The following is a 13,888-nucleotide window of genomic DNA, read 5'->3' on the forward strand; positions in this document are numbered from 1 at the left end:
GGCGTGCTCCTACGCGCAGAGCTTGATTTGCACGGTCTTCAGCTGCTGGAATTCTCGCAGCCCTTCGCGGCCGAATTCACGGCCAACCCCGCTGTCCTTATAGCCGCCATGTGGCATGTCATCGATGCCGGCCGAGTTGTAGCTGTTGACGAACATCTTGCCGGTGCGCACCGCCTTCACTACCCGGATGGCGGTATCGATCGACTTGCTCCACACTCCACCGGCAAGACCATAGCGGCTCTCATTGGCGAGGCGGATGGCGTCCTGTTCCGTGTCGAACGGGATCACGGAAAGAACCGGTCCGAAAATCTCCTCCTGGGCGATTCGGGCGTCGTTCGAGACGCCGTCGAAAATGGTCGGCTCGACAAAGAAGCCGCCCGTGGTGGCGACGTCGCTCGGCTTCCCACCGGCGACGAGGCGGCCATGTTGGGAGCCGATGTCGATATAGGACAGAACGCGGCGGTATTGCTCGTTGTTGACCAGCGGGCCCATGGTGGTTGCCATGTCGCTCGGATTGCCGACGACCTGCTTGCCCGCCTCGGCTACGATCGCCTCGACAAACTTTTCGTGAATGGCGCGCTGGACAAGCAGACGCGTGCCGGCGGAGCACTGCTGTCCACTATTGTAGCAGAAAGCGCTGATGGCGGTCTGCGCAGCCATGTCGAAGGGCGCGTCGTCGAATACGATGTTGGCCGACTTGCCGCCAAGCTCGAGCGCAACCTTCTTGTTGGTATCGGATGCGGTGCGCATCACGGCGCGGCCGGTGGTGGTAGAGCCGGTGAAGGCGATCTTGTCCACCAACGGCGAGGCGGCCAACGCTTGCCCGACCACGCCGCCACGCTCGATGTCTGACGTCACGATGTTGCAGGCGCCGTCGGGCAGGCCGGCCTCGTGCAGGTAGCGGACTAGAAGCACGGCAGGGCCGGGGCACAGATGCGAAGGTTTGATGACCACCGTGCAGCCGGCAGCGAGCGCCGGAGCGATCTTGCAGGCGGGGTTGAGAAGCGGGAAATTCCAGGGGGTGATAAAGCCGGCGACGCCAACAGGTTCGTGCAAGATCAGGCCGAGTGCATCCGGCACCCGGTCACTGATTGCCGACCCTTCGAGGGCCAGCGCCTGGCCGGCATAATACTGGAAGGTCTTGATTGCGCCCTGGACCTCGCCGAGGGCGGTGCGTAGCGGCTTGCCCGACTCCAGCACCATGCGCATGGCCAAGGCATTGGCATTCTTCTCGATGAGTGTGGCCGTCCGGCTCAGGACCTCGTAACGCGCGCGTGCCGGCGCCTGTGGCCAGCTGCCCGCGTCGAAGGCTTTGCGGGCCGCAGCAATAGCGGTCTGGGCGTCCTCGGCCGTGGCATTGGAAAAGATGCCGGCCACCGAGCCATCGGCGGGGTTCACGCGCTCGAAGACCTGCCCGCTGGCCGCACCGCGTGACGTGCCGGCCATGAGCAACTCAAAGCTCTCGATCTCCTGTTGCTGGGCGCCGCGCCTGTCGATTGTGTCCACGATCTTTCCTCCGTTTGCTGGCTTGCCGGGCCGGCCGCGCGTGGCCACGCTTGCCGTCGTCGAAGAAATCTCATACTGTAATGTCCGTACATTTACAACAGATGATTTCGGGAGAAACGCCGAATGCATACCGTCCGCCCGATCGGAATATCCTTCCTCGACCCGGACCACGTGGTGCGTCTGGGTCGTAGCCTGCTTGCTTGGGACGGGGATGAAGACCGGACATATGTACGCGACTTCTTTTTGCCCGAGGTGGTGGATGAGGCGGAGCTTGCCGGTGCCGGTGCGCCGCTCCGCGAAGCACATCGCCTGCGTGTTGCCTCTTTCGGCGACGAGGCAGCACTGCGGGATGCCGAAGTGCTTGTTTTTAGACGCGGGCGCATAGATGCCGGCGTGCTGGCGCGTGCGCCCAGGCTTAAATTCATCCAGCGGATCGGTGCCTCCAGCCATCCGATCGATTTGCAGGCTACGCGCGAACGCGGCATCGCCGTTTCCTGCCTGCCGCGGCCGACGCTGGTCCACGTGGCTGAGCATGCGATGCTGCTGATGCTGGCCCTGTCCCGACGGCTTCTCGACTGTGATCGAGCGGTTCGCGCCGGTGGTCCCGCCGTGGGCGTGCCCGGCAAGGAATACTACAATTGGGCCAATATTGGCGGCCTCTCGCTCCTTGCCGGCAGGACCTTGGGCATTGCCGGATATGGCGAGATCGGCCAATTGCTGGCGCGGCGGGCGAGCGGCTTCGGCATGCGCATCATCTGTGCCGACCGCAAGACACTGGATCCGACCCAACATGCCGACGCTGGCATCCAGCAGGTGCCGTTCACAGACCTGCTGCGCAGCGCGGATTTTGTGTCCGTGCACGTGCCGCCACTGCCGGACGGCCGACCACTGATCGGCGTAAGCGAGCTTGCCTCGATGAAGCCGACCGCATTTTTGATCAACATTGCACGCGGCTTGCTGGTTGACGAGGATCATCTCTATGACGCGTTGGTCGAGGGACGCATTGCCGGCGCCGGACTAGATGTGCACACTCGCGAGCCCCGCGGTCCGGGAGACCGGTTGGCGTCCTTGGCGAACGTCGTCCTCACGCCGCACATGGCCGGCGGTTCCCGCAGGGGCGTCCTGGACGAAATGACCGCCATCTTCGCCAACATCGGCGACGCCCTCGCCGGGCATGCCCCACGCCATGCGAGGGTCGCGTGATGGGTGGATTGGCAGGTCTTCTCGATGCTCGTTGCGAAATCGACGTCGCCGATATCGATTTCACCCAGCTCGTGCGACCGGGCGACACCGTCATGTGGTCGCAAGGAATTGCCGAACCGACGTCGTTGATACGCAGGCTCATGGCGCAGCGCTACGAGATCGGGCCCTTCAACGTCTTCCTGGGGGGGAGTTATTCGGCCACCGTCCTTCCGGTGCATACCGATTTCGTGACCGTCTATGGCATGGGCGCCGTCGGCTCGAATCGTGCGCTTTGCCGGGCAGAAAAGATGAACGTCATTCCCTGCCATCTGTCGCAGTTGCCGGCGCTGCTGGATTCCGGCGCGATCCGCGTCGATGTGGTGTTGATGCAGGTCAGCCGGCCTGACCATGACGGTTTGCACAGCTACGGCGCGGCGAACAGCTACGCCCAGCACGCGCTTGCGCGGGCGCGTATGCGTATCGCAGCGATCAACGACTGGGCACCCAGAACCGCCTCGACGCGCCGTCCGGATCTTTCCGACTACGACATTGTCGTTCGAGATCAAGAGCCTCTGGTCGAACTGCCCTCTTCAACGCCCGACGAAACTGACAGCGCGGTCGCTGCGAACATTGCCCGTTTCATCGCCGATGGGGCAATCCTACAGGTCGGCATCGGCACGGTCCCCAACGCCTTGCTTGCCGCTCTCGGCGACCGCCGCAGGCTGGGTCTGCACAGCGGCGTGGTGGGCGACGCAATCGTTCCGCTGATCGAAAGCGGCGTGCTCGACAACTCGACCAAGACGCTCGATCGCGGCCGCACCGTCACGAATGCGCTGGCCGGCACACGGAGACTAAGCGATTTTGCCGATGGCAACCCCGATCTGCTGGTCGAGCCCGTCGACCGGACACATGATCATTCAGTGCTGGCGGGTCTGAAGGGCTTCGTTTCGGTCAATTCCGCTGTTGAAGTCGATCTTACCGGTCAGGTCGGATCGGAGGTGGCCGGGCGTCACTATCTCGGCACCATTGGCGGCCAGCTCGACTTTGTTCGGGGGGCGCTGGCCGCCGAAGGCGGACGTTCCATCATGGGTTTGCCGGCCCGCACGGCCAAGGGCACAAGCCGCATCGTTGCCCGCATCGAGTCGGCGGTGGTGACGGTGCCGCGGTCGGATGCGGATATCATTGCCACCGAATTCGGCATCGCCGAACTGCGGGGCAAGTCGATCGAACAGCGCGTCAAGGCTATGATCTCAATTGCACACCCTGACGAGCGCGACGCCTTGATGGATGCTGCGCGCAAGCACGTCGCAGGTATCGCAAGGTGACGTCAGGCCGGCTTGCCCGGCGTCTCATGCACGAAATCCATCACATGCTGATAGCGGTCGGGACGGCAAAGAAGGTCGACATGCAGAAATGGCCGCCCGTCGCTGTCAAAATAGGTGCGCTGGAGATGGAGCACCGCCGAACCGGCCTTGATGCCGAGTTGCCGCGCCGCCTGGTCGTCTGCCGAACTGGCGGAGGCGATCTGGCGCACGCGCGCCGGCCGTACCTTCGCATACTGCTCGATCAGATTCACCAATGGTTTGACGCCGAGTTCTGACTCGGGAACCCGCTTGGCGGCCTCGTTCAGCGCGAAAATATTCACGAATGCGTAAGGTAGGTCGTTGAGCATCAGGATGCGCAGCACGTGAAAGATGCGGGAGCCCGGCTCAAGCCCGAAGAGCGCAGCTGCCTGCGGAAAATTCTCAATCGCCTCCTCGCGGATGCTCAGCGTCAGATATTGGTCGGGCGTGAACTCGCCGATCAGGTTGCTCAGGCTGCCTGCTGCCCAGATGCCGCCCTTGGCGCGTTCCGTGACTTTGGTGCCGGAGCCGGCGCGGCGCTCGATGATGCCGTCGTTGACGAGATGCTGCAGAGCCGTACGGATCGTGTGGCGGCTGACGCCGAACTCTTCCATAAGCGACAGTTCGCGCGGCAGCTCAGCGCCATGGTAGACGTCGGCGGCGATCCGCTGCCGAAGCTCGTCTGCGATCTCGCGATGAATCGGCCTGCGTTTGGCCGTGGTAGTTGCCGCCATGCCTTTCCCCCTTTTGACCAAATGTACATACAAAGGTTCGGTGAAGAGAACAAGCGTCCGAGGCAGGGAGATGACGGCACCACCGGCGGTGGTATGCAGCGGGTCAGACGGTGTCGAGGCTGGCGGGAATGTAGATGTAGCTGCTGCCAGCCCTGGCAAGGTGGCCGATGCCCGGGAAAGGAAAGTGATAGCTGAGAAAGCCGAGCCGGTCGGTGGCGATGATGTCGTACAGGCGTTTGCGTGTCGCGACCATCATCGCCGGATCCGCGTCCGCTACGAAGTTGACTTCGGGGTGACGTGTGAAAACCGCCTGGTGATGGCCAAGGTCGGCCGTGTTCAGCAATGTCCTGCCGGCAGATTCGATAGCAAAGATCATGTGTCCTAGGGTGTGCCCGGGGGCAGCGATCGCGCGAATGCCGGGTATGACTTCTTCGCCATTGCCGATCATGACGATGCGGTCGGCGACGGCCGTTATCTGGCGCTTCAACTCCGGTGCAAATGGGTCATTTGGGTTTGGCTCGCCGACGATCATCTCATGGTCGATTTCGGAAATGTAGACCTGCGCCTTCTCGAAAACCGGTTTGCCGGCGGCATTCACCAATCCCAGAAGGTGATCCGGATGGCCGTGGGTCAAGATGATGTCGGTGACGCTCGCCGGGTCGATCGCGGCGCTGTCCAAATTGGCGCGCAGATGGCCGGCGGTCGGGCCGATCAGGGGCGATCCGCCGGTGCCGGTGTCGAACATCACCCGTCGCCCGCCGATGTCGACGATCATGATGTTTTGCGCCAGCGACGTATCTGTCTCCGACAGGAAGTTGTCACGAAGCGATTGTTCCAGGTCGCCGTCCTTCAGTCCGAGAAACCACTTTTTCGGATCGCCAATGGCGATGCGCCCGTCGCTGACGACGGTGACGGACGCATCGCCGAGCCTGAAACGTGTCCAGGGTTGGAGATCGGAATGCGACGTGATCTGCAACGTGACCTCGCTGGCTTCTGACATTTTTTCTCCGTTCGTTCCTGCTGTTGCTTGGTCGCCGGCCAGCGCCACCCCAGCGCGGTTCATGGTCGCCGTCAAACCGGCGGCGTATATCGCACCGGCCCCGAGAAAATCCCGTCGCGTACCAGTCCTGCCCTTCCACACCATCGTTTCCTCCGAGATGATGCTGTATCAAAATATTCGGACATTTAGTCTCGTTTTTTTTGGCCTGCCATGGAGCAGTCGCCCGGTCAGATGCGCCCGGTCAAATGCGAATGACGATCTTGCCGAAATGACCACGCTTGCCGAAGGTGGCGAACGCGTCGGGTGCCTGACCGAAGTCAAAGACGCGGTCGATCACCGGGCTAAGGCCATGCACTTCGATTGCTCGGTTCATCGCCTCGAATTCTGTGCGGCTGCCGACGCTGATCCTGCGGTAGGTAGCGATGGCGCGCATCAAGGTTGCAGGGTCGATGGGCGGCGCGCCAACCGGCCTGCCGACGAGATTGATCTGGGCATTGACCGCTGCTGCGGTGATCGACTGTTCCAGGGTGTCCGCCTCGCCGATCTCGACAATGTGGTCGGCTCCGATCCCGCCGGTTTCCACCCGGACAGCCTGTCCCCATGTCGGCATATCGCGGTAGTTGATGACGATGTCGGCGCCGAGCGCCTTCAATCGGGCGGCCTTATCGGCGCTCGAGGTTGTGGCCACCACCCGCGCCCCGGCGAGCTTGGCGAACTGTAGGGCGAATAACGATACGCCGCCGCTGCCTTGGACCAGGACCGTCTCTCCCGGAAGGAGAGGGCGCGCGCCGGTGAAGAGCTGCCAGGCGGTCAGAGCAGCGCAAGGCAAGGTGGATACTTCTTCATAGGTGAGCCCTGCCGGAGCCTTGACCAAGGCTTCCTCCGGGAAGACGACGTATTCGGAAAGCATCCCGTCGATGGTAGCTCCAGGCTGGACCTTTCGAGCGTCCGCCGGCAGCGGACCCGCGATCCAGTGGGGCAGGAATGTGCTGGCGACGCGATCGCCCACTGCAAGGCGGGTGACGTCTTCTCCGAGTTCCACCACTTCGCCGGCACCATCGGAGAGCGGCACCAGCCCGGCGGTCTTCGCCGGGAAGTGTCCGTGCAGGATCTTGAGATCGAGATAGTTGAGCGATGCCGCCCGCATCCTGACCAATACATCATGCCGGCCGGGGCAAGGGCGTTCCGCCTCTTCCAACGTTAGTCCCTCGATGCTGCCCGAACCGTCCAGCCTATAGCGCTTCATCTGTTCCTCCGCTGATCGACGATATGTACGAACATTGTGGTTGGCGGGCAAGCATCAATTCTTCCACCCATTCCGAAAAAGCCGCTTGCGTCTGAAGGACTCATGCTATATGTCCGGACATTATGGATCAAGCAAAGGCGCTCAGGCTGGGAGGGACGCATGGACTGCGGTGAATATTCGGACATCCTGTACGACGTGAAGAACCGGACCGCGACCATCACTTTCAACCGGCCGCATCGATTGAACGCCTTCACGCGCAACACCTACTACGAGGTAACCGACGCGATCCGCCGCGCCGGATGGGACCGCGACATCAACGCCATCGTGCTGACAGGTGCAGGCGATCGTGCTTTCGCCATCGGCGGCGACAAGCAGGAAAAGAAGGCCGACCGCGTCGACAGCGGCATCGGCATTCTCGGTAATGGGGTCGAGGAGTTGCAGACGATAATCCGCGATGTGCCGAAGCCGGTTATCGCGAAGGTGCGCGGCTATGCCGTTGGCTCCGGCAACGTTCTCGTCACGCTGTGCGATCTCGCAATCGCCAGCGAGAGCGCCAGTTTCGGGCAGGTCGGTCCCAAGGTGGGGTCGGTGGACGCTGGATTTGGCACCGCCTATCTCGCCCGCACCATCGGTGAGAAGCGCGCCCGAGAGTTTTGGTACCTGTGCAGGCGCTATTCGGCCCGCGAAGCCTTCGAGATGGGGCTGATCAACGCCGTGGTGCCGGATGCCGACCTCGACGCCGAGGTGGAGCGTTGGTGCGACGAAATCAACGAGAAGAGCCCAACGGCCATTGCCATCGCCAAGCGCTCATTCAACGCCGACAGCGAGAACATTCGCGGCATCGGTCACTTGGCCTTCTCGGCTCTGGCCCTCTACTTCGGCACGGAGGAGGCCAAGGAAGGCGGCGCGGCGCTACGCGAAAAGCGCCAGCCCGACTTCCACAGCAAGAAGTACCGCGGCCACTAGCCGCCCGTTCCCAGACGCTTTGGAGAATGAGGATGTCCAGTCGAACCGCAGGCTCGCGCTTGCTCGAAGGCCTTGTCGTTGTCGAGATCGGAACGCGTCTTGCCGCGACCGCATGCGGCTCCCTGATGGCCGATCTTGGCGCCGAGGTGGTGCTGGTCGAAGATAAGGCGGGGCCGCGGCCGGAGCGGGCACTGGCGGCGGCCGGCAAGCGCAGTCTGTTCGTGGACAGCCGGGACGCGGGAGACCGCGTGGTTTTGTTTAGGCTGGTCGATGCGGCGGATGTGGTTCTGCTCTCGTCCGACGCGAACGCGCTTGATTCTGAAATCTGGAGCCGAGCACGTCCGGAGCGCCAGATTCTCTGCGACCTGACGGCCTATGGCCACAGCGGGCCGCTCGCTGGCACCGCGCATTCGGAGGCGCTGGTGCAGGCCATGGCGGCCATTGCGGACACCACCGGCCGTCCCGACGGGCTGCCGACCTTCACCGGAGCGCCGTTCATCGACATGGAGACGGCCGTCTACGGACTTGCCGCGATTATGGCTGCAACGCTGGTGCGACTGCGGACCGGGATCGGCCAGCGGATCGACATGGCGCTCTACGACGTTGGCGTGAACGCACTGCTGACCTTCATTCCCCTCGTGCTTGTCGACCGCCACGCGACACGCGCCGGGAACCGCCACCCCGCTCTCGCAACCTGGAACGCGTTCAGGGCACTGGACGGTTGGGTTCTCATCTGCGGACCCACGAATGTGCAGTGGCGCAAGCTTTGCACGGTGATGGACCGGCCCGCGCTCGTCGATGCGCCTGCGTTCCGAACCCCGTCGGCGCGGGTTGATAATGTGGATCTGCTTGACGCGCATGTCGGTGCCTGGGTCGCGGGCCTGACGGCCGTACGCTGCATCGAGCTTGTCTCGGCGCAAGGTATCCCCTGCGGCCCGATCTTGCCGCTGGACGCCATCGCCACAGAGCCCAATCTCGTCCATCGCAGGATGGTGCTCGAAGCGTCGGACCCCCTGACGGGGCTCAAGCTGCGGATCCCCGGCAATCCGATCCGCGCGACTGGAGCGGACGTGCCGGTCGCCAAGCCGGTTCCGATGCCCGATGCCGACCGTTCGTGGTGCCTTGAGCGCGCCGGCACGGATACCGGAGCTGTCAAGCGCGTCACGGGGGACGTTCGCCTTTCCGGCCGCCCGCTCGAAGGAGTCCGCATCATCGAAATCGGCATGAATACGGTGGCACCCCTGGCCTGCCGTCAGCTTGGGGCGCTGGGGGCCGACGTCATCAAGGTCGAGCCGCCAACGGGCGACACCAACCGTATCAACGCGCCGCTGCGCGCCGATGGCGAGGCCTATGTCTACGCCTTGAGCAACAGCGACAAGCGCGGCATCGTGCTGGACCTGAAGCAGCCCAGCGATCGCGAAACACTCTGGACCTTGCTCGGAACCGCCGATGTGGTGATGGAGAACCTCAAGCCTGGTTCGCTTCACAAGCTGGGCTTCGGCGCGCAAGAGGTGCAGCAGCGATACCCCTCCATCGTTTATTGTTCCGTCAATGGCTTCGGCTATGACAGCGTCTACCCTGGCAGGCCTGCGTTGGATACGGTTATTCAGGGCATGTCGGGCGCCATGGCGGCGACACAAGTCGACGGCGTGCCGATGAAGGCTGGCATCTCTATCTCGGATCAGCTCGGCGGCCAGTTCGGCCTGGCTGGTACGCTGGCCGCGCTCTTCGCCCGAGAAACGGGCGGCACGGCTGTCCACCTCGACATCGCCATGCAGGACTGTTCGGCCTGGGCGACGCAGGCGTGCTGGAATGGGCAAGCCGGCGCGCCGCCGGTGATAGTGGCAGCATCCGACCGGCTTGTCGCGATCGAAGGCGACGTGTCGCTTGTGCCGTCCGCCTCGACGCTGTCGGCCGCCGAACTCGTCGAGAAGGCCCGCGGCCTGGGGCGCGCAGCCGCGCCCATCCTTTCCGTAAAGGATGTGATGGAAAATCCGCAGACGGCCGCACGCGGCCTGCTCAAGACCGTGCCGACGGCGGACAACAACGAATGGCTGGTGCTCGGATCGCCGCTCAAGCTGTTGTCGACGCCCGCGGAAGTGCGCTCAGCCATGCCTCGGCTTGGTTTTGTCCACGTCGAACTGGCGCACGAACTCGGTCTGCCTGCGTCAAAGACACCCTTGACGCTGAGGGCCTGACCGCCATGCCCGATTACACACGCCTCGATCGTTTGTCGGGAGAAGCCTGTCTCGTCGGTATAGGCGAAACGGATTATCGCGCAGATTATCATTTCAAGCCGGCTTCGGACTCGCCCGATTCCTATGCGCTGGCCGCACGCGCCTTTGCGCGGGCGCTGGTCGACAGCGGTCTAAGCAAGGATGACATCGACGGCTTGGTGGTCGGGCCAACGCTTGCCATGGAGCGTACGGGTGAAGTCCTGGGGCTGGACACCCGCTTCACGGTGCAGGCCGATGCGGTGAACGCCATCATCCAGGCGACACTCGCCATCAACGTCGGCCTCGCCGAATGTGTTGCCCTCGTCTACGGCAACAATCAGCGCTCGGCGTCGACACAATATGGCGGACCCAACGCCATGGGAGGCGAGCGTTTCCAGGCCTATGTCTATTATGCCCCGTGGGGGTTGACCTCGCAGGGCGCGCTCTACGCCATGATGGCGAACCGCTACATGGCCGAGACCGGGTTTCGTCCGGCCGATCTCGGCACCATAGCAATAGCAGAGCGCGATTTTGCTCGGCTCAACGACAACGCCATCCTGACCGAACCTCTCGGCATCGGCGACTATCTTTCCGGCAAGATCATCTGCGAGCCGCTGCGGCGCCCGGACTATTGCCTCGTCAACGACGGTGGAGTGGCGCTGATTGTCACCAGCAGGGAACGGGCGAAACGACTGGCCGTGCCGCTCGTTTCCGTTGTTGGCATCGGCGCCAGCGACCTTCACCGCGACGCCGCCAGCCTGCGCCCCCGCTTGCTTGACTTCTATCACAGCGGCCATGCGCAGACCGCTGCGCAGGTCTATCGCATGGCTGGCATCGGTCCTCGCGACATCGACGTGCTGCAGGTCTACGACAGCTTCAGTATCCATGTCCCGGTCGCACTGGAAGGTTTCGGTTTTTGTCCAATCGGGGAAGCGGCCCGCTTCATCGCTGAAACCGGCATCGGACCGGGCGGCGGCCTGCCCACCAATACTTCGGGCGGCATGCTTTGTGAAAGCTACATGCAGGGCTGGAACCATCAGGCGGAGGCCGTGCGCCAGTTGCGAGGCGCGGCAGGTCGACGTCAAGTCGAAGGTGCCAGGCACGCGCAGTACGTCTCCGACGTGGCCGGCAAGACCGCGTCCATCATCTATCGCGCGGAGGCATCGCGATGAGCGTGAAACGGCCGCAGCCTCGGATCGGGCAGTATGACCGGCCATATTGGCAGTTTGCAGCGAATGATGAACTGCGCGTGCAGGCCTGCAGCCGCTGCGGTTGTCTGCGCTATCCTCCGGGGCCAGCTTGCCCGCAATGTCTTGCGGAGGAGACCGAGTGGCGGCTGCTCTCGGGCCGCGGACGGGTGGTGACGTGGACGACGTTCCACCGGGCTTACTTCCCCGACATCCCCGTCCCGTACACCGTCGTCAGCGTCGAGACCGTGGAAGGACCGCTGCTGATCGGCAACCTGGTTGACGGCGAGGGCGTGGAACCCGCTGTCGGCCTACCGGTGAGGGCCGTTTTCGAGGACGTTCTTCTTGGTTCGGAACAGGGGCGCTTGTGCCAATGGACTCCGATCCAGAAATCTACACCTGACACGTAATGGAGGATCATGTGAACCAGCATGCAATCTCGACCGGTCTGCAGGCGATCGCACGCGGCCGCAACTTCGACGTGACCGGACGCGTGGTCATCATAACCGGTGCCGGCCAGGGTATCGGACGCGAATATGCGCTCCAATTCGCCGCAGCGGGCGCCGTTCCTATCATAGCGGAACTCAACGAGACGAAGGCGAAGGCCGTGCAAGCGGAAATCGAGGGGCAGGGCGGCAAGGCGCTCGCCATCGCTACGGATATCTCCGACGTAAAGTCGGTCGAGATCATGGTCGAGGCCGTTCTCAGGGCGTTTGGTCGCATAGACGTCCTCGTCAACAATGCTGGCATCTTTTCCGGGCTGAAGATGCGGCCTTTCGACCAGATTCCACTGGAGGAGTGGGATACGGTGCTGAAGGTCAACATCACCGGTTGCTTCCTTGCTTCCCGCGCGGTGCTGCCGGCAATGCGCACCGCGAAATGGGGGCGCATCATCAACATCACGTCGGGCTCGGTGCCCCTTGGCATCAAGAACTACCTGCACTACGTGACCTCCAAGTCGGCGCTGATCGGCATGACGAATGCGATGGCCCGGGAACTTGGGGCTGACGGCATTACGGTCAATGCGGTGCAACCGGGCGGCACCTTCACGGAGATCCCACGCGAGACTGTCACCGAAGAAGGCAAAGCGCGGCTGATTGCCAGCCAGTGCATTCCGCGTGAAGAAGTGCCGATGGATCTCGTCGGTCTCGTCATGTTCCTGTCGACACAGGCGGCGGAGTTCATCACCGGACAGACCGTCGCCGTCGATGGCGGTCTGACCCATTGGTGAGCACGAGGCCTTGGACCTTTTGCACCTTCCCCGGTTCAAGGTCGCGGTACCCGAATCCGTTCTCGGCGACCTGAGGCGGCGGCTCGAGGCAACACGCTGGCCCAATCAGGCCAATGCTCGGCCATGGGCCTATGGCGCGGATCTGGGCTATATGCAGGCCGTCCAGCGCCATTGGCTCGAGCGCCACGATTGGCGCACATGGGAGCGGCGCATCAACGCCTATGCCGGCTACCAGGTGTTGGTCGAAGGCAAACTGATTCATTTTATCGTCGAACCGGGTTCCGGAGAAAACCCGCTGCCGCTGCTCCTGCTCCATGGGTGGCCAGGGTCGATGCTGGAATTCCTCGGTGTGATCGACCAGTTGGTGCATCCGGAGCGCTTTGGCGGCAGGGAGGAAGATGCCTTCACCGTAATCGTGCCGAGCTTGCCAGGCTTCGGCTTTTCGGAAGGGTTCGACATCCCCGTTCCGCCACGCGAGATCGCGCGGCGCATTGCATTGCTTATGACCGAAGTGCTGTGCATGGACCGCTATGTGCTTCAGGGCGGCGACTGGGGCGCGATAATCGGCTCCTGGATTGCGCTCGACTTCCCAGAGCGATTGGTTGCACTCCACCACAACAGCCAAGGTCTCGGCGGCGGCCATTCCACGCCGCCCAACCATGGTTTGGACACGTTGACGAGCGAGGAACTCGACTGGTTGGCGCGCAATGACGCCTACAAGCGCGGCAACTTCGGCTATTGGGACGTTCAAGGGAACGAGCCGCAAACACTCGCCTACGGCCTTACCGACTCCCCAATCGGACTCGCCGCCTGGATCCTTCAGCGTTTCCAAGCCTGGACGCAGTGTGGATCGGACAAGCCTCCGCCCTTCGATCTGGATCACCTGATCGCCAACGTGATGATGTATTGGCTCGCTGGCATCAATGTGCCGAACTGGCTCTACGTCAGCCTGGTGGACGGCACCGCCAGACGCGTTGAAGCCGGCCGATGGATCGAGGTGCCGTCAGGCTTCCTGTTCGGGCCATCGGACAATGTCATCGCGCCGCCCCGGCGCTGGCTTGAGCGCGTCTTCAGAGACATTCGAAGGTATGGAGTAGCTCCCCGCGGCGGCCACTTTCTCGCATTCGAGCAGCCCGATATTTTTGTGACGGAGATGTGGCGCTTTTTCGCCATTCATCAGGGTGACCTCGATCCTTCCGGATTGTCTTGAGCCAACCCTCCGAGCCGGGGCTCTCCACCTAAGATTACCGTTCGTCCCTGTTCGTCGAGCGAGACGA

The 13,888-nt window shown here is 63.0% G+C and carries 12 protein-coding genes; 8 read left to right on the forward strand and 4 right to left on the reverse strand.

The window, feature by feature from the left end; translation table 11 throughout:
* Positions 1–9: 9 nt before the first annotated feature.
* Positions 10–1,956, reverse strand: coding sequence for an aldehyde dehydrogenase family protein (locus JN280_RS21330; protein ID WP_244741851.1), 1,947 nt, complete (start codon positions 1,954–1,956; stop codon positions 10–12).
* Here JN280_RS21330 and JN280_RS21335 point away from each other — a divergent pair.
* Positions 1,900–2,709: a 2-hydroxyacid dehydrogenase gene (locus tag JN280_RS21335; RefSeq protein WP_244741854.1), complete on the forward strand. Its 810-nt coding sequence runs from the start codon at positions 1,900–1,902 to the stop codon at positions 2,707–2,709. The genes JN280_RS21330 and JN280_RS21335 overlap by 57 nt on opposite strands.
* A gap of 140 nt (positions 2,710–2,849) precedes the next feature.
* Positions 2,850–4,013 carry an acetyl-CoA hydrolase/transferase family protein gene (locus JN280_RS21340; RefSeq protein ID WP_202304991.1) on the forward strand — a complete coding sequence of 388 codons (1,164 nt, stop codon included), beginning with the start codon at positions 2,850–2,852 and terminating at the stop codon, positions 4,011–4,013.
* Positions 4,014–4,015: 2 nt separating this feature from the next.
* Here JN280_RS21340 and JN280_RS21345 read toward each other — a convergent pair whose 3' ends face one another.
* From JN280_RS21345 to JN280_RS21355, 3 genes are all read right to left on the reverse strand, one after another.
* A complete protein-coding gene (locus JN280_RS21345; protein WP_202304993.1) occupies positions 4,016–4,765 on the reverse strand; it encodes a GntR family transcriptional regulator in 750 nt (249 codons plus the stop codon).
* A 103-nt stretch (positions 4,766–4,868) separates the two neighbouring features.
* Complete coding sequence (locus JN280_RS21350; RefSeq protein WP_202304995.1) at positions 4,869–5,909, reverse strand: MBL fold metallo-hydrolase; 1,041 nt, start codon at positions 5,907–5,909, stop codon at positions 4,869–4,871.
* 97 nt (positions 5,910–6,006) lie between these two features.
* Positions 6,007–7,062 (reverse strand): zinc-dependent alcohol dehydrogenase family protein, encoded by a 1,056-nt coding sequence (locus JN280_RS21355; RefSeq protein ID WP_244741858.1) that lies wholly within the window; start codon positions 7,060–7,062, stop codon positions 6,007–6,009.
* Positions 7,063–7,170: 108 nt separating this feature from the next.
* Between JN280_RS21355 and JN280_RS21360 the strand changes: the two genes are divergently transcribed.
* The 6 genes from JN280_RS21360 to JN280_RS21385 are packed head-to-tail and all read left to right on the forward strand — an operon-like array spanning position 7,171 to position 13,821.
* A complete protein-coding gene (locus JN280_RS21360) occupies positions 7,171–7,977 on the forward strand; it encodes an enoyl-CoA hydratase-related protein (RefSeq protein ID WP_202304996.1) in 807 nt (268 codons plus the stop codon).
* A gap of 32 nt (positions 7,978–8,009) precedes the next feature.
* Entirely contained in the window at positions 8,010–10,175 is a 2,166-nt protein-coding gene (locus tag JN280_RS21365) for a CaiB/BaiF CoA transferase family protein (RefSeq protein WP_202304997.1), read from the forward strand.
* A 5-nt stretch (positions 10,176–10,180) separates the two neighbouring features.
* Positions 10,181–11,365 (forward strand): thiolase family protein, encoded by a 1,185-nt coding sequence (locus tag JN280_RS21370; protein ID WP_202305000.1) that lies wholly within the window; start codon positions 10,181–10,183, stop codon positions 11,363–11,365.
* Positions 11,362–11,790 carry a Zn-ribbon domain-containing OB-fold protein gene (locus tag JN280_RS21375; protein ID WP_202305005.1) on the forward strand — a complete coding sequence of 143 codons (429 nt, stop codon included), beginning with the start codon at positions 11,362–11,364 and terminating at the stop codon, positions 11,788–11,790. Before JN280_RS21370 ends, JN280_RS21375 begins: the two co-directional genes overlap by 4 nt.
* A gap of 11 nt (positions 11,791–11,801) precedes the next feature.
* Positions 11,802–12,611, forward strand: a complete 810-nt coding sequence (locus JN280_RS21380) for an SDR family NAD(P)-dependent oxidoreductase (RefSeq protein ID WP_244741862.1) — start codon at positions 11,802–11,804, stop codon at positions 12,609–12,611.
* A gap of 19 nt (positions 12,612–12,630) precedes the next feature.
* A complete protein-coding gene (locus JN280_RS21385) occupies positions 12,631–13,821 on the forward strand; it encodes an epoxide hydrolase family protein (protein WP_244743589.1) in 1,191 nt (396 codons plus the stop codon).
* Positions 13,822–13,888: the final 67 nt, after the last annotated feature.

The sequence above is a fragment of the Mesorhizobium sp. L-8-10 genome, from assembly GCF_016756635.1.
Lineage (GTDB): Bacteria > Pseudomonadota > Alphaproteobacteria > Rhizobiales > Rhizobiaceae.